13 protein-coding genes are annotated in these 15,770 nt (G+C 64.9%); 3 read left to right on the forward strand and 10 right to left on the reverse strand.

What is annotated here, in order from left to right; genetic code table 11:
* Positions 1 to 18: 18 nt before the first annotated feature.
* The 6 genes from msrA to CNX70_RS16905 all read right to left on the reverse strand — a co-directional run bounded on the left by msrA (position 19) and on the right by CNX70_RS16905 (position 6,224).
* Positions 19 to 528, reverse strand: a complete 510-nt coding sequence (msrA, locus tag CNX70_RS16880) for a peptide-methionine (S)-S-oxide reductase MsrA (protein WP_096238509.1) — start codon at positions 526 to 528, stop codon at positions 19 to 21.
* 33 nt (positions 529 to 561) lie between these two features.
* Positions 562 to 1,929 (reverse strand): MBL fold metallo-hydrolase, encoded by a 1,368-nt coding sequence (locus CNX70_RS16885; RefSeq protein WP_096235655.1) that lies wholly within the window; start codon positions 1,927 to 1,929, stop codon positions 562 to 564.
* Between the two features lie 113 nt (positions 1,930 to 2,042).
* Positions 2,043 to 3,017, reverse strand: a complete 975-nt coding sequence (hemB, locus tag CNX70_RS16890) for a porphobilinogen synthase (RefSeq protein ID WP_096235656.1) — start codon at positions 3,015 to 3,017, stop codon at positions 2,043 to 2,045.
* 112 nt (positions 3,018 to 3,129) lie between these two features.
* Positions 3,130 to 4,032: a VirK/YbjX family protein gene (locus CNX70_RS16895; RefSeq protein WP_096235657.1), complete on the reverse strand. Its 903-nt coding sequence runs from the start codon at positions 4,030 to 4,032 to the stop codon at positions 3,130 to 3,132.
* Between the two features lie 160 nt (positions 4,033 to 4,192).
* Positions 4,193 to 5,548 carry a sensor histidine kinase gene (locus CNX70_RS16900; protein ID WP_096235658.1) on the reverse strand — a complete coding sequence of 452 codons (1,356 nt, stop codon included), beginning with the start codon at positions 5,546 to 5,548 and terminating at the stop codon, positions 4,193 to 4,195.
* The gene (locus CNX70_RS16905; RefSeq protein ID WP_071077124.1) at positions 5,538 to 6,224 is read right to left on the reverse strand and encodes a winged helix-turn-helix domain-containing protein; all 687 of its coding nucleotides are present in this window, start codon (positions 6,222 to 6,224) and stop codon (positions 5,538 to 5,540) included. The genes CNX70_RS16900 and CNX70_RS16905 overlap by 11 nt, the downstream gene beginning before the upstream one ends.
* Positions 6,225 to 6,469: 245 nt before the next feature.
* Between CNX70_RS16905 and CNX70_RS16910 the strand changes: the two genes are divergently transcribed.
* The 3 genes from CNX70_RS16910 to CNX70_RS28940 all read left to right on the forward strand — a co-directional run bounded on the left by CNX70_RS16910 (position 6,470) and on the right by CNX70_RS28940 (position 9,900).
* Entirely contained in the window at positions 6,470 to 7,246 is a 777-nt protein-coding gene (locus CNX70_RS16910) for a DUF481 domain-containing protein (RefSeq protein ID WP_096235659.1), read from the forward strand.
* A 16-nt stretch (positions 7,247 to 7,262) separates the two neighbouring features.
* Positions 7,263 to 9,131, forward strand: coding sequence for an esterase/lipase family protein (locus CNX70_RS16915; protein ID WP_167389674.1), 1,869 nt, complete (start codon positions 7,263 to 7,265; stop codon positions 9,129 to 9,131).
* Positions 9,132 to 9,255: 124 nt separating this feature from the next.
* Entirely contained in the window at positions 9,256 to 9,900 is a 645-nt protein-coding gene (locus tag CNX70_RS28940; protein ID WP_244198834.1) for a hypothetical protein, read from the forward strand.
* A gap of 87 nt (positions 9,901 to 9,987) precedes the next feature.
* Here the strand turns inward: CNX70_RS28940 and CNX70_RS16925 are convergent, their stop codons facing one another.
* From CNX70_RS16925 to CNX70_RS16940, 4 genes are all read right to left on the reverse strand, one after another.
* Positions 9,988 to 11,004, reverse strand: coding sequence for an HD domain-containing phosphohydrolase (locus tag CNX70_RS16925; protein ID WP_096235661.1), 1,017 nt, complete (start codon positions 11,002 to 11,004; stop codon positions 9,988 to 9,990).
* A gap of 13 nt (positions 11,005 to 11,017) precedes the next feature.
* Positions 11,018 to 14,731, reverse strand: coding sequence for a PAS domain S-box protein (locus CNX70_RS16930; RefSeq protein ID WP_096235662.1), 3,714 nt, complete (start codon positions 14,729 to 14,731; stop codon positions 11,018 to 11,020).
* Between the two features lie 283 nt (positions 14,732 to 15,014).
* Positions 15,015 to 15,266, reverse strand: a complete 252-nt coding sequence (locus tag CNX70_RS16935) for a hypothetical protein (protein ID WP_096235663.1) — start codon at positions 15,264 to 15,266, stop codon at positions 15,015 to 15,017.
* A gap of 18 nt (positions 15,267 to 15,284) precedes the next feature.
* Positions 15,285 to 15,770 carry a nuclear transport factor 2 family protein gene (locus CNX70_RS16940; protein WP_096235664.1) on the reverse strand — a complete coding sequence of 162 codons (486 nt, stop codon included), beginning with the start codon at positions 15,768 to 15,770 and terminating at the stop codon, positions 15,285 to 15,287.

A 15,770-nucleotide genomic window follows, 5' to 3' on the forward strand; every position in this document is an offset into this window, starting at 1 on the left:
GGCCGCCTCCTGTGACGCTTATTGTTGACGCTGCGGCAAGACCCAGTCCGGCCGGATGTAGTGACAGGTGTAGCCGTGCGGCAAGCGCTGCAGATAATCCTGGTGCTCCGCTTCCGCTTCCCAGAACGGGCCGGCCGGCGCCACTTCGGTCACCACCTTGCCGGGCCACAGGCCGGAGGCGTCGACGTCGCGGATGGTGTCTTCGGCCACCATCCGTTGTTCTTCGCTGGTATAAAAGATGGCCGAGCGGTAGCTGGTGCCGCGGTCATTGCCCTGGCGGTCCGGCGTGCTGGGGTCGTGGATCTGGAAGAACAATTCCAGGATCTTGCGGTAACTGATGGTGTTCGGGTCGAAGATGATTTCGATCGCTTCCGCATGCGTGCCATGGTTGCGGTAGGTGGCGTTGGCCACGTCGCCGCCGCTGTAGCCTACGCGCGTGGCAAGCACGCCCGGATAGCGGCGCAGCAAGTCTTGCACGCCCCAAAAGCAGCCGCCGGCCAGGATCGCGGTCTCGTTGTCTTGTGCCATGGTGTCGTTCCTCTTCATTCAGAAGCAGCTATCTTACCGCGTCGCGCCATTTCCTTCAGGCCGCGCCAAAAGGCGCTTCAGCTGCGCCGCCTGGTAGGCGCCGATGGCGTCGTTGAACAGGCAGCGGATCAGGGGGTCGTCGACGATGTCGGCCTCTTCCAGTTCGGCCCGCGTGGCCGCATCGAAAGGGCCATCGTTGATGCGCATGTACATCGAGGTCAGCGATTCACCCAGCACCAGCGCCGCATGACATTTCACCAGCGGCACTTCCGTCGTCCAACTGGGCGCCTCGCCCGTGTCCGGCACCAGGTCGATCAAGTCGCCGTGCGTGCGGTAATGCAGGACGGTGACTGCGCCGTCATGGCCGTACAGGGCCAGGCGCCACAGGCGTGGGCTTTGGAAGTAACTATCCTCGGGCAGTTCCATGTCGCGGTAGCGTTCGAGCAAGCCCTCCTGGCAAAAATCGCGCACCAGCGCCGCATCGGCGACGCTCAGGGGCGCGAAACGGCGCGCGATGTCGGCGGTGGCGGGCGGCGGCGCGTCGGGACGGTAGTCGAAATCCACGTCCTGCGGCCCGACGGGGATGACCCAGGCCAGCGGCGCGGCCGGCGCCAGGCCCTGCGCGTCGAGCAGCACGGACGTCGACGGATCGAGGCGGAAGATGTGCGCCTCAGGCAGCGCGGCGCCGATCTCCTGCGCAAACTGGCGGTAGGTAATCGGGAACATCGCGTGGTTGTACCAGGACCAGTCTTCCTGCACGAACTGGCAAGAGCTGGGCACGAGGTAACGGGGCGCCAGCGCGCGCAGCTGCGGCACCCAGTCGTCGGGAAGCTCGACTGGCCCCCGCGCTGCCAGCGACGGCGCGATGACGGCGAGCTCGCGCATGGTCTGGAACGGCCACAAGACCATGTCCCAGGGCGCAAACGCGGCCAGCTGCGCCAGGGTTTCGGGTCCGATCCAGGAATCGACGACGTTGAGCACATTCAGGCCGGCGGCGCGCACCTGGAACAGCGAGTCGACATCGTCGTCCAGCGCGCGGCGCGGGATCACCTCGATGGCGCCCACGCGCACGGGCACGTCCACGTGCAGGCGCTCGACGGTGGTAAAACCCAGCGCCCGCAGCATGACGAACAGCTCGTCGAAGACGCAGTACAGGTAGATGGGCGTGGCGCGGTCGAGCACATCGAGACTGTCGAGCGAGCAGTGGTCATCGTGGAAGTGCGAGATGAAGACGGCATCCCAGCGCAGCCGGCGCACGGCGTCGAGGTCGAAGCGCACGGACGGAAACGCGTGGCAATTACGGCTGAACGGATTTTCGACGATGGGGTCGAAGGCGATGGCAGTGCCTTCGCATTCGAAGACATAGCCGGCGTGCAGGATGCGGGAGATTTTCAGGGGCATGGGAAGTTGAATAAACCCAACGGCATAGAAACCGGGGTCGGACCCTGAGGGTCCGACCCCAGACTTTGCTTTTGGGGTAAAAAAGGGCGCTAGCTGTGCGCCAGAGACAAGGCTTAATACGGATTATTCAGCACATCCATCGCGAAGTAAGTAAAGATCATGTCTGCGCCCGCGCGCTTGATGGCGCCCAGGGTTTCCTGCACCACGCGGCGCTCGTCGATGGCGCCGGCCTGTGCGGCGAACTTGATCATCGCGTACTCGCCGCTGACCTGGTAGGCGCCGATCGGCAGGCGCGTCACTTCGCGCAGGTCGCGGATGATGTCCAGGTAGGCACCGGCCGGCTTCACCATCAGCGCGTCGGCACCTTCGGCTTCGTCGATCAGCGACTCGCGGATCGCTTCGCGGCGGTTCATCGGGTCCATCTGGTACGTCTTGCGGTCACCCTTCAGGGTGCTGCCGGCCGCGTCGCGGAACGGGCCATACAGGCCCGAGGCGAACTTGGTCGAGTATGCCATCACGGGCGTGTCGTGGAAGCCGGCCGCGTCCAGCGCGCTGCGGATCGCCGCCACCTGGCCATCCATGGCGGCCGATGGGGCGATGATGTCGGCGCCCGCCTGGGCCGCGATGACGGCCTGCTTGCCCAGGTTCAGCACCGTGCTGTCATTGTCGACCGTGTCGCCATGCAGGATGCCGCAATGGCCGTGGTCCGTGTATTCGCAGAAGCAGGTGTCGGACATGACCACCATTTCCGGCACGGCGTCCTTGATGATGCGCGACATGCGCGCCACCAGGCCGTCCGGGTTCAGGGTGTCCGTGCCGTGGCTGTCCTTGTGGTGCGAAATGCCGAAGGTCATGACGGAACGCAGGCCAGCGCGCGCGTAGCGTTCGACTTCCTGCGCCAGCTTCGCTTCGGGAATGCGGCGCACGCCAGGCATGGACGTGATGTCGATGAAATCGCTGGAACCTTCGTCGACGAAGATCGGCAGGACCAGGTCGCGCGGATTAATCTCGGTCTCGCGGAACAGCTCGCGCAGTTGCGGGGTCGCGCGCAGGCGGCGCATGCGCGAAGTTGGGTAGTGTGCTGGCATGGGATGACTGGCTTCAGGTTAAGAACGCCAATAAGTATACGCCCATCGCGCCGCTTGCGCCGGGCCGCCCGGCAAAAAAGCTGCGCAGGTCAAGAAACACGGCCCCGCGTCGTCATTGCGCGTGCAACAGGGCCGCCACTTGCCAGCGCATGTCCGCCGCCAGCTGCAGCAGCATGGCGCCGCGGCGGCGCGCGTCCGCCCGCTTTTTCGACGGCACCAGTTCGATGTCCGGCATCCGGCAAGGGCCGCATGACAGGCGGTAATTGCCGTCGCTGGTGGGCAGCGCATGCAGCTCCTGCCACGCCAGGTCGTAGTCGCACGAAATGTGGCGGCGCCGGCGCCAGTTCAGCGCGATGCGGTTGGCATTGCTGACCAAGTGCAGATGGCCGCAGCCGAAAAAGTCGCCCAGGTCGCGCAAGGCGGCCACCATCAGGTTTTTCGGCCGGCAGCCATGCAGCGCCCGCGTGGCCTCTTTCACCGCGAGGGCGCCGGCAGGCGAGCGCAAGCCCTGCAAGGCGCCCAGCTGGATGACGGCGCCGCCAGGCTGGGGCCGGAACAGAAAACTGGCCAGATACAGCGAGACGCCGTCGCGCGTCAGGCGCAGGCATAGCTCCCCTTCGCGGTGGCTGTCATGGATGGCGGTCAGCTGCAAGCGGTAGGTCGCGCCATCCTTGCCCTCGATGCTGGCCAGCACCAGCGCGCGGCGCGCCGCGTATTCCACCAGCCCCCGCGCGCTGGCCTGCCACAGGAAGCGGTAATGCCCGCGCAGCAGGTCCACCCTCGCCGCGCAGCCAAGCTGGCGGCTGGCGTAGGGACGATAAATCTTGTACAGCAGGCTGGGATGGGCTTGCGCCAGCGCCGCCAGGCCCGGCGTGCCGGCGATGAAGGCTTGCCAGCGCGCGCGCTGCACGGGAAAGACGATGGCGCCCAGCGCAGCCTTGATCCGGTGGCCATGCTGGCGCAGTGGCGCCTGTTGCGGCGCAGCGTTGTCGCCGGTGGCGATAAAAGTATGCATGAAAACGGCTCTACGACGTGTCGGGAAAGGCAAGCCGCAGCAAGCCGCGGACAGCCCGAAACAGGCGGCTGCGCGCACGCAGCCGCTCTACGCCGGGTAGAACGGATGATAGGGGGAGGTGAAAACGAAGGGGGTTACAAGTTGGTAATGTGCTGCCTGACTAGCGCAGCAGGCGCAGGCGCAGGCGCAAGCCCGGCGCCGCATCCTCGATGTCCAGGCTGCCGCCGTGCAGGGCCGCGATGGCCGCCACGATGGACAGGCCCAGGCCATTGCCGGGCAAATGGCGGCTCTTGTCGAGCCGGTAAAAACGCTGCGTCAGCTTCGGCAATTCTTCCCGGGGCACGCCGGGGCCGTTGTCGCGCACGGCCAGCCAGCTGCCCTGCGCGTCCAGGCCGGCCGACACTTCCACCGTGGCGCCCGGCCCAGCATACTTGATGGCGTTGTCGACCAGGCTGGCCAGGGCGCTGCCCAGCAGGTTGCGGTCACCGCGCGCCGGCACGCTGTCGCCAACCATCTGCACCAGCAGCACGCCCTGCTCGTCAGCCGTGGCTTCATACATTTCCACGATGTCGGCACCGATCAGTTGCAGGTCGATGTCATCGAAATTCTCGGGACGCATGCCCGATTCGGCCGCCGCGATCTGCAGCAGCTTGTCGAACACGCGCGTCAGGTCATCGATGTCGTCGATGGCCGCCTGCGCCGCGCTCTCGTAGCCAGCCACGCTCTGCTGCTGGCGCAAAGCGCCATCGAGCTTGTTGCGGATGCGACCCAGCGGCGTGCGCAAGTCGTGCGCAATGGCGTTCGAGACGTGGCGCACGCCTTCCATCAGGTGTTCGATGCGGTCGAGCATGCGGTTGATATCGCGGCTCAGCAAGCCGAATTCATCCTCGCTGGCGACGGGAATGCGCCGGGAGAGGTCGCCCGCCTCGATTTCCCCCGCCGTGCGGCGGATTTGCCCGATGCGCGCCTCGAGCTGGCGCCGGAACAGCCAGGCGCCCGCCACCACCAGCAAAATGGCCACCCCGCCGCCATAGGCCAGCGAGCGCAGCACCAGCGTGCGGATGGACTTGCCCTCTTCCATGTCGCGTCCGACGAACAGGCGCGCGCCGCCCGCCAGGTCGCGGATCAGCATGCGCGCGGGCACCCTGCGCCCTTCGCGCGTGACGTCGCGGTGCAGCAAGCGGTCCACGGGACTGGCCGTGTCGGGCCAGGACGACAGATTGCCCGCCACGCGGTGCCCATCGGCATCCACCAGTAAAAAAATCTCCGTGTCGCTGTCGGTGCGGTCGGTGAGCAGATGGGCGATTTCCGCCGTCGTGTGGCTGCTGCCACCCTGCTGGTACAGCGTGGCGAGGCGCTCCGAGAGCAGGGTCAGCTTGCGGTCCACACTGCGATCGAGCACGCCGATGGTGCCGAAATAGAAGACGGCGCAGACGATGCTGATCGAGACGACCACCAGCACGCCATAGCCGAGCGCCAGGCGGGCCGCAATGGAGCGGTGCCAGTTACGCACCATCGAGCACGCCCAAGGTATAGCCGACGCCGCGCACCGTGTGGATCAGCGGCGGTGAAAATTCCTTGTCCACCTTGGTGCGCAAGCGGCTCACCTGCACATCGATGACGTTCGTCTGCGGGTCGAAATGGTAGTCCCACACGGCTTCGAGCAGCATGGCGCGCGTGACGGACTGGCCCTGGTGGCGCATCAGGTATTCCAGCAGGCGAAATTCGCGCGGCTGCAGGGCGATTTGCCGGTTGGCGCGCGTCACGCGCATGGTGCGCATGTCGAGCACCAGGTCGGCCACCTGCAGCTGCGTCGATTCGGGCACGGGCGCGGCGCGCCGCAGCAGCGCCTCGATGCGCGCCAGCAGTTCGGCGATGGCGAACGGTTTCGACAGGTAATCGTCGCCGCCGCTGCGCAAGCCGCGCACGCGCTCGTCGACGCTGGACAGGGCCGACAGCACCAGCACGGGCGTGTTGCGGCCCATGCCGCGCAGGCGCGCGACGATGGCCAGGCCGTCGATTTCGCCGGGCAGCAGGCGGTCGAGCACCAGCGCATCCCAGTCTTCGCCGCAGGCCAGGCGCATGCCGTCGATGCCATTGTCGCAAGCGGTGACGTCGTGGCCCGCCTCGCGCAGGCCAGCACAAATATAGCGGGAAGTTTCGGCTTCGTCTTCGATGACCAGGCAGCGCACGGGAGATTCCTTGTAAAGATCGGGACAGCAAACAGGCGCAGCATACGCCAGGCGCGCGCCACTTGCCAGCCCTGTCGCGTGCGGCAAACGCTGACGGGGTCGGGTACAATACAGCCTAGACAATGTTTGGCCGCGCCCGCGCGCCCTGTTTCCAGGCGCCATGCGGATTGCGGCGGCCGGCACCAATACCACTGCCACTAACGAACCGCAGGTGCGCCCGGCGCGCGCCACAGACCAATACAGCCATGAAATCGACCCCCTCTCTCGCACTGGCGCTGGCCATGGCCATCACCTGCGGCAGCGCCGCCGCCGCAGACGTAAAACAAACCATGCTGTTCGATGAAATTCCCATCGGCAGCTGGAGCACTTCCGCCGAACTGGGCGCCATCACCACCTCGGGCAATACGGTCGGCACCTCGGTGACGGGCAAGATCGACGCGCGCCAGGAACTCGATGACTGGAGCAACCAGTACATCTTCAGTGGCTACTTCAAGGAAGACGAAATCACCGATGACGACGGGCAGAAAGTGCGCGAACGCTCGGCCGAACGCTTTTCTGCTTCCGCCAAGGCCGCCTACAAACTGATGGCCGACCATGAAAAACTGTTCGTGCTGGCCTCGCACGTGAACGACAAGTTCGGCGCCTATACCAAGTACTCGACCCTGGCCGTCGGTCATGGCTCGCGCTGGTACCAGTCGAGCGACAAGAGCGTCGACGTGGAATTCGGTCCTGGCTATTTCAGCGGCACCAACGACACGGGCGAATCGGAGCACGGCCTGACGGTGCGCGGCGCGGCCGCCATGAAGTGGAAAATCAGCCAGTCGGCGATGTTTTCACAGACGCTCAGCGTCGAACGCGGTACCTCGAACACCCACTCCATCGCCGAAACGTCCCTCAGCACGAAAATCAACGGCACCATGCAGATGAAGGCCGCCTTCAGCGCGCGCAACGACACGCGCGTACCGGACGACAAGAAGAACACGGATACGCAGACATCGCTGACCCTGGTCTATTCGTTCTGAGATGCCGGCCAGGCTGATGCGGCGACTGCGCCTGGGTGCCCTGCTGTGCGCTGTGGCGCTGCTGAGCGGCTGCGCCGCCGTCACCGTCAGCGCGATCTCCCCGGCTGACTACCTTCAGCAGCGGCGCGGCGACATCCTCACCACGGGTAAATTGAGCGCCGCGGCCAGCGAAGTGCTGCGCATTATTGGCAGCGACATTGCCGCCTGCGAAAGCAATACGGGCAGCTGCCGCGCCGACCTGGCCCGCTCCGATCTGCTCAGCGACGAGCAGCGCCTGGCGACGCTGTCCGAATTGTGGCTGGAAAGCGCACTGGCGGAAGAAAAACAAGGTGGCCATGCCAGCGCCGAATTGCTGGCTGCCTGGCTGGAATCGGCCCGCTACGCCTACGCCTACCTGTTCTACACGACGCGCACGCCGGGCCAGCGCGCCTTCGAGGAGCGCCAGACGCAAATCCGCGACTACTATAACTATGCAGTGCAAAAAGCCGTCGGCAACCTGTTCCGCCACCGTGGCGAATACCGCCCTGACGGCCATGTGATCCGCGTCGCCGGCTGGGAAATCGACAGCGAATTGTCGGCCCTGCGCCTGCCCGAAGACGGCACCCTGCCAGAAGAACTGCTGCCGGCCACCTCGCTGTCGTTTTCCGGCCTGCGCAATGTGTACCGGCGCGACGGCTTCGGCGCCGACCTGGTCGCCGTCATGCCCAGGCCAGGCGCATCGAAAGGCGAGTATGTGCCCTACCAGGAAACCCGCTTCCCCGTCGTCACGGCGCTGATCCGCTTCGACGGCAACAGCTTGCAGGAGGTATTGGCCACGCAGCAGTTGATGGTGATGCTGGTCGACCCGACGCGCAGCGACTCGACGCGCATGGCAGGCCAGGAATTGCCGGTGGCGGCCAACTTCACGGCCGGCTATGGCCTGTGGCTGGCCCGTTCCGGCTTCGGCGTGCAGGCGCTGCGCACCCTGTTCGGCCGCGCCGACGGCATTTCGCGCCCGCAGGTGCACCTGATGCAGCCCTACGACCCGAACAAGCGCACCATCGTCATGCTGCACGGCCTGGCCAGCAGTCCGGAAGCGTGGATCAATGTAGCGAATGAACTGATGGGCGACGAGCAGCTGCGGCGCCGCTACCAGATCTGGCAGGTGTACTACCCGAGCAATGCGCCACTGGCGGCCAACAATGCCGCCATCCGCCAGGCGCTGGCCGCCACCCTGGCGCATTTCGACCCGTCAGCCAAGGCGATTGCTGCGAACGACATGGTCTTGATCGGCCACAGCATGGGCGGCGTGCTGGCGCGCCTGATGGTATCGGATGCCAGCAACACCCTGCTCGACGCCATCACGGAAGAATACCATTTGAAGGGCCAGAAGGCGGAAAAAGTACGCGCAGGACTGGCGCCCTACCTCAATTTCACGGCCATGCCGCAGGTGAACCGCGCCATCTTCATCGCCGCGCCGCACCGCGGTACCTCGTTCGCCAACCACAAGGTGGCGCGCTGGATCGCCAACCTCGTCACCCTGCCCATCAATATGCTCGAGCAGCTGTCGGACGCGGCCGGCAGCCTGGCGCAGCTCGACACGGGCAGCAGCGAGCCGCTGCGCATCCCCAACAGCATCGATAACCTCAGCGACAAGGACCCGTTCGTGCGCCTGGTGGCCGACCTGCCCATCAGCCCGAAAGTGCGCTACTACTCCATCATGGGCAACGACACGCCGGACCTGCCGCTGGCGCAATCGAGCGACGGCGTGGTGCCCTACGCCAGCGCCCACCTCGACGGCGCCCTGTCGGAAAAAGTCATCCCGTCCTGGCACAGCGTGCAGGAAAGCCCGCAGGCGATCCTGGAGATACGGCGGATTTTGCGGTTGCCGGACACTTTGCCTTAAGGCACTTGGCATGCTCCCCGCATGGCTTAACGCTGGATAAGAAAGTCGCGCCGCACGATAAAGTTGCGAAACATGAGAATCTTGTATATGGTGTTCTTTACCACGCTACTGTAAAGGATTCATCATGACAGCGCATCTGCATCACGATACTCTGGCGACAGAGCTTCAGGAATGGACAGATAAGGACCTGCAAGTGGTGGAACAATTCTCGCAGCTCGTGACCGCACAGCTCGGCATACTGGCGCAAGGCCCCGAGCGCCAGCGCCTGATCGACCTGGCCACGCGCGCGCTCCATCAGGCGCGCGCCGCTCTGGGCGCCGCGCCACCGCTCACGCCGCTCCAGCTTTCCGTGTCAAAACTCAAGGTGTCGGATGTCATTGGACAAGGATGGGTGGAACTGTCGCAGGCGTCGCTGTATCGCGCAGTGGAAAGCCGGCGGTTTTATTGCGTGACGCCCAAGGGGCGCAGCATCGGCAAGGAATTTCCAGCCTGGCAATTTGTCCAGCCCGTGCCGGAACTGATTGGGCCGGTACTGGCCATCCTTTCCGACCAGCCGACTAGTGAAATCCATGCCTTCTGGGTCAGTAGTGTCGACGAATTTAACGAACTGTCGCCGGCAGAGATGCTTGCAGGACAATCATTCGAGACGCGGGTCGAGGTACATCCCAGTCAGCAAGCGCTGCTGGATCTGCCGGCAAACGAGAGATTGCGCAAGGTGCTGGCGGCGGCCAAGTGGCAGCATAGGGGGATGGCTGACATCGCAGGCTAGTCCGGCATGACGCCTGAACTGGAAGAAACACCTATCCCGCCAGAAATGGCTGCACGCCTGCCGGCATTGGCCTTGCTGCGCGCTGAATTATTGCGCAATCTTGCCACCCAACACCGGCTCGCGCCACTTGTCCTTGATCTCCAGCATGGCCGGCAAGTGTTCCACAAACAGCGCCAGCAGTTGCGGGTCGAAGTGCGTGCCGCTGTCGCGCTGCATGGTGGCGATGGCCTCTTCGACCGTCCAGGCGCGCTTGTAGGGGCGTTCGCTGGTGAGCGCGTCGAAGACGTCGGCGATGGCGACGATGCGGCCTTCGTGGGGGATTTCCTCGCCTTGCAAGCCTTGCGGATAGCCGCTGCCATCCCATTTCTCGTGGTGCGTCAGGGCGATGATGCGCGCCATTTTCAGCAGGCCGCCCGCGTGCTCGCCGATGATGGCCGCGCCGATTTCTGCATGGCGGCGCATGACGCTCCATTCGTCCGCATCGAGCTTGCCCGGCTTTTGCAGGATGGCGTCGGGGATGCCGATTTTGCCCACGTCGTGCATGGGCGCCGCATTCAATAAATCTTCCGCCCTGGCCGCGCTGTAGCCGGCCGCCAGCGCCAGCTGGCGCGCGTAATAGCTCATGCGGATGACGTGCATGCCCGTCTCGTTGTCCTTGTATTCGGCCGCCTGGCCCAGGGTCTGGATCACCTGCAGGCGCGAGCGGCGCAATTCCTCGGCATCGACCAGCGACAAATGCGTGCGCACGCGGGCGCGCACGATGGGCGGGCTGACGGGCTTGGTGATGTAGTCGACGGCGCCGGCGTCAAAACCATCCGCCTCGTCCTTCACGTCGCACAGGGCCGTCACAAAAATGACGGGGATGGATGCGGTCGCCGGCATGGCTTTCAGCTGGCGGCACACTTCGTAGCCCGTCATGGCGGGCATCATGATGTCGAGCAGGATCAGTTCGACGGGATTGTTCTGCGCCAGTTCCAGCGCCTTCTCGCCATCCTTGGCATACAGCAGGCGATAATCATCCTGCAAAATTTGCCGTAGCACCTGCAGATTCGTCGCTTCGTCGTCCACCAGCAGCAGGATCGGTTTGTCTTCGTGTAAGGTCATCGTTAGCCCAATATCAGGAAAGGTCGGCCGGCGCGGAAGCCTCAAGCCACGCCAGCAGCTGGCGCAGCACGTCCGCAGCGCGCGCAAATTCAAAATCGTCGATAGCGCTGGCCAGCGCCTGCAGGCGCTGCTGCTGGCCGTGTGGCGCCAGCATGGCGGCGATCTGCGCCATCAGGGCATCGTCCAGCTGTCCGCCTTCCAGGCTGGCGATGGCTTGCCGCAGCAAGGCGCCAGCGGCGGGCGCATCGAGCGGCGCGGCGGCATCAGGCGTTGCGTTGCCCGGCACCGGCATCGCCCCGGCGTCCGTCTCCAGCTCGCCGGCGAGCGCCATGAAAGCAGCCGCCAGTTGATCCAGCAATTCGGTGGCCGGCAACTGGCGCGCGATGGCTTGCTCGATGCGTCCCAGCAGGCTTTCCATCTGCACCAGACACAGGTTGCCCGCCGCGCCCTTGATACGGTGCAGCAGGTGGCCCGCCACGCTGCCATCGCCACGCTCCAGTTCCGCCGCCAGCATGGCGGCGCAATCGCCATTGGCTTGCACGAAACGCGCGATGGCCCGATGCAGGGTTTCGCGACCGCCCCACAGGGCGATGCCGCGCTGCCAGTCCACCTGGCCTGCGGCGGTACGCGCCGCCGAGCCGGCCGCCGGCGGCGGCATGGCCACGGCGATATCGAGCAGGCGGGCGATTTCCGCCGTCAGCTTGTGCATTTCCAGCGGCTTCGAGGCAAAACCGTTCATGCCCGCCGTCTGCGCGGCGCGCCGGTCCTGTTCCAGTACGCTGGCCGTCAGGGCGATGATGGGCGTCGCCTTCAAGCCCTGTTCGCGCTCGTACACGCGGATCAGGCGTGTCGCTTCCAGGCCATCCATGCGCGGCATCTGCACGTCCATCAGGACGATGTCGAAGCTGCCACGGCTGAACTCGCGCACGGCGCTCTCGCCATCGCTGGCGGCGATCACCTGGTGGCCGGCCGCGCCCAGACTGATCTGCAGCAGCTCCACGTTCTGCGGCACGTCGTCGGCCACCAGGATGCGCAGCGGCGGCAAGGCCACCACGGGCTGTTCGCTGCGGCGCGCCACGGCCTTGCCCGGCGCCAGCGGCAGCAAGACATGGAACACGCTGCCCACGCCCAGGGTGCTTTCCACCGTGATGGTGCCACCCATCAGTTCGACCAGCTGCAGCGAAATCGTCGTGCCCAGACCCGTGCCGCCAAAGCGGCGGCTCATGGAAGAATCGGCTTGCGTAAATGGGGCGAAGATCTTGTCCAGGCGGTCGGCGGGGATGCCGATGCCCGTGTCGTGCACGGCGATATGCACCTGCTCGCCCTGCATGGCGACGGCCACGCGCACGTGGCCCACCTCCGTGAACTTGACGGCGTTGCCGATCAAATTCGTCAACACCTGTTGCAGCCGGCGCGCGTCGCCCAGGAAGAACTGGCCCATGCCCGGATCAACGTCGACATGCAGCACCAGGTCGCGCGCCTGCGCCGTGATGCGCAGGGAGGCCGCCACGTGGTCAACCAGGTCCGGCAGCGAAAAGTCCACCAGTTCCAGCTCGGTGGCGCCTTTTTCCAGCTTGGCCGTGTCGAGGATGTCGTTGAGCAGCTCGAGCAGCGAACGGGCCGACTGGCGCACCGTGCCCAGATGGCGGCGCTGCAGGCTGTCCAGGGCGGTCCCCAGCAGCACTTCCGTAAAGCCGATGATGGCGTTCATCGGCGTACGGATTTCATGGCTCATGTTGGCCAGGAAGCTGGTTTTCGATTCGGCGGCCAGCTCGGCGCGGTCTTTTGCCGCGCGCAGGCTTTCCTGCATGGCGCGCCGCTCGCTCACGTCGGTGGCCAGCTTGACCACCTTGAACGGCTTGCCGTCCGTGTTGAAGATCGGGTTGTACGAGGCCTGTATCCACACTTCCCGGCCATCCTTGTCGATGCGCTTGTACTCGCCCGTATTGAATTCGCCCTGCGCCAGTTGCTGCCAGAACGCGATGTAGTCGGGCGAAGTGACATAAGCCGGTTCGCAGAAGATGCTGTGGTGCAGACCCAGCACGTCATCGCGCTGGTAGCCGAGCAGGTCGAGGAAGTTCTGGTTGACCGCCAGAATGCGCCCCTGCAGGTCGAACTCGATGACGGCCATCGCGCGCGAGATGGCCGTCACCTTGCCTTCGTATTCGGCGTTGCGCAATTCGCTTTCCGTGATGTCGAGGATGACGCCGTCGATCCAGCGCACCACACCGTCGTTGTCGAGCACAGGGCCGCTGCTTTCGCGCACCCAGCGCTCGCGCCCGTCGCGGTGGATCAGGCGGTAGACGTTCTCGAAATCGCGCTTCTCGCCGGCCGCCTGCACGCAGGTGTCGTTGACGCGCTGGCGGTCGTCCGGATGCACGAGCTCGAACAGGCTGACCCGCCCTTCGACGAAGTCCTGCGGCATCCAGCCTGTCAGGTTGAAGACGGCATCGCTGATGAAAATCATCTTCCATTCGGGCGCGAAGCTGCAATGGAAGGACACGCCGGGGATATTGCGGATCAGGGTGCGGTACTGGCGCTCGCTGTCCTTCAGCGCCTGCTCCATGCTGCGCGAGGAGCGCATGTCCGTGACAAAGGCCACGAACAGGGGCTGGCCCGGCGTGTCGATCTTGCCGATCGCCACGCGCATGGGCAGCACGGCGCCATCCTTGTGGCGGCCATCGAGTTCGCGTCCGCTGTCGAGGATGCGCGAGGCGCCCGTTTCCAGGTAGTCGCGTAAATAACCCTCGTACGCGGCCGCATCGGCTGCTTGCAGCAGCACGCTGGCGTCGCGCCCCACGATCTGCGCTTCGGACCAGCCAAACAGACTTTCCGCGGCGGGATTGAAGGAGCGCACCTTGCCCTGGCCATCGATGGTGATCAGGCCATCGGCCGCCGTATCGACGATGGCGCGCAGGCGCGACTCGCTGGCGCTGGCATGGCGCAGCAACTGGCGGTAGCGCAGCAAGCCGTTCGCGGCGGCCACGAAGACGGTCAGGGTCACGGTGATCAGGGCCACGGCCAGGGCCACGAACGAGGCTTGCACCACAATCGTGTTCTCGCCTGCCGTGGGCGTGCCGGAAAAGCGCGCCGCCAGCATGCCCGTGTAATGCATGCCGGAAATGGCCAGGCCCATCACGACACTGCTGACCAGCAGCGCCGTCAGCGCACTGAGGCGCTGACGCATGGCGCTCAGGCCGAAGCGTATCCACAGCGCCAGCATGGCCATGGTGACGGCCACCAGCAGCGACAGGGCAAACAGCCACGGCTGGTAGTGCAGGGTCAGCGACGTTTGCATGGCGGCCATGCCGCTGTAATGCATGGAGCCGATGCCCACGCCCACCAGCACGCCGCCCACCACCAGCTGGCGCCAGCTGATGCGCGGACGCGCCAGCAGGTTCAGCGCCACCCACGACGCGGCCACGCCAGGCAGCATCGACAGCAGGGTCAGAGCGGGCTCGAAGGACACGCGCGTGCAGATGTCGAAAGCCAGCATGCCGATGAAGTGCATCGACCAGATGCCGCCACCGAGCGCGATGGCGCCCGTGATGATGGCCGTCTGGCGCTGGAAGCCGCGCTCGCTGCTGCGCGCCATGCCGGCGATCTGCAGGGCCATGAACGAGGCAAAGATGGCGATAGCGATGGAAAACAGCACAAGCCAGGCATCGTGCGTGCCGTAGATATACGGCACGGTATCGGTCGAAAAGGCAAAGATGGAACTCAGCATACTGTCGTGAACTACATAGAGTGAAACGTGACGTCGCAAAACATGACAGCGTACCGCGCGCCGGCGCCAGGCTTTTTAGTAAAGCGGCAACACAGCGAAAATGACAACGGTAGCAGTCGACCAGGGCAAGGCTCGGTCATCACGCCCGCGCCTGCCGCGCGGGGGAAAGGTGCCCGTTCAGAGAGAACAAGCGAATACGGTCGAACTCTGGCGCGGATAGCTGGCCGCCAGCGTGACGATGATTTTTTAAAGAGCTATGAGTATAGTTGCTTTGTAAACATATTCATAGGACTTCAGCAATACAATTGCCAGAAAATATATTTTTTGCGGCGATATGGCGACAGTTGCCCGTCGCGGCCAGGCCCTGCCCCTGCCGGCCCGCCGGGCCCGGCTCCGCATACAGGGCAAAGCCGGCCAGCACCTCGCCGGCATAGATAGTGCGCGCGTGCATGTGCGGGTGTGCGGCGGCAAGCGCCAGCGCGCGCACGTCGTCGATGTTGCCCGCAATGACGGCGCGCGGAGACAGGTCCGGCAAGGCTTGCCTGGATATCACTTATTTGTTCGCGCGGTGCCCGTAGCTGAGCACGCGCGTCATGTGCCAGCCTGCCGGGCTTTGTTTCCATATGATGGTGAAATCGGCCAGGCCGTCGCAGCTACCCGTATCGAAGTGGCAAAAACGGTGCGAACCCTGCTCGATGGCGCCAAAGTCCTGGATCGGGTAGACGCGCTGTGAGCCAGCGACAATTTCCCGGCGAAATTTGCCGCAGACATGCTGTTGCGTGTTGGCCAGCATCGCATCGCGGTTCCAAGTGACGCCGCCCTGGTCGTGGTAAAACTCCACATCCGGGGCAAAGTAGCTCGCATGTTCCTGCAGGCGTCCCGCTTCGGCACAGTGATTGAAGGCATCGAAAGCCTTGGCGTCGAGCGCGACAATGGTCGCTTCCAGCGTGGGCTCGGCGGCATCGGCCTGCAGGGAAAAGGCGGCGCAGGCAAGCAGCGTGCAGACTTGCGGCAAGCCGCGGCAGAAGAAACTATTCAT

It is taken from the genome of Janthinobacterium svalbardense, from assembly GCF_002327145.1.
Classification (GTDB): Bacteria; Pseudomonadota; Gammaproteobacteria; order Burkholderiales; family Burkholderiaceae_D; genus Janthinobacterium; species Janthinobacterium tructae.

Bases quoted from the DNA above. Each gene is read 5' to 3' on its own strand.
- msrA (WP_096238509.1), bottom strand. From the start codon at position 528: ATGGCACAAGACAACGAGACCGCGATCCTGGCCGGCGGCTGCTTTTGG.
- CNX70_RS16885 (WP_096235655.1), bottom strand. From the start codon at position 1,929: ATGCCCCTGAAAATCTCCCGCATCCTGCACGCCGGCTATGTCTTCGAA.
- hemB (WP_096235656.1), bottom strand. From the start codon at position 3,017: ATGCCAGCACACTACCCAACTTCGCGCATGCGCCGCCTGCGCGCGACC.
- CNX70_RS16895 (WP_096235657.1), bottom strand. From the start codon at position 4,032: ATGCATACTTTTATCGCCACCGGCGACAACGCTGCGCCGCAACAGGCG.
- CNX70_RS16900 (WP_096235658.1), bottom strand. From the start codon at position 5,548: ATGGTGCGTAACTGGCACCGCTCCATTGCGGCCCGCCTGGCGCTCGGC.
- CNX70_RS16910 (WP_096235659.1), top strand. From the start codon at position 6,470: ATGAAATCGACCCCCTCTCTCGCACTGGCGCTGGCCATGGCCATCACC.
- CNX70_RS16915 (WP_167389674.1), top strand. From the start codon at position 7,263: ATGCGGCGACTGCGCCTGGGTGCCCTGCTGTGCGCTGTGGCGCTGCTG.
- CNX70_RS28940 (WP_244198834.1), top strand. From the start codon at position 9,256: ATGACAGCGCATCTGCATCACGATACTCTGGCGACAGAGCTTCAGGAA.
- CNX70_RS16925 (WP_096235661.1), bottom strand. From the start codon at position 11,004: ATGACCTTACACGAAGACAAACCGATCCTGCTGCTGGTGGACGACGAA.
- CNX70_RS16930 (WP_096235662.1), bottom strand. From the start codon at position 14,731: ATGCTGAGTTCCATCTTTGCCTTTTCGACCGATACCGTGCCGTATATC.
- CNX70_RS16940 (WP_096235664.1), bottom strand. From the start codon at position 15,770: ATGAATAGTTTCTTCTGCCGCGGCTTGCCGCAAGTCTGCACGCTGCTT.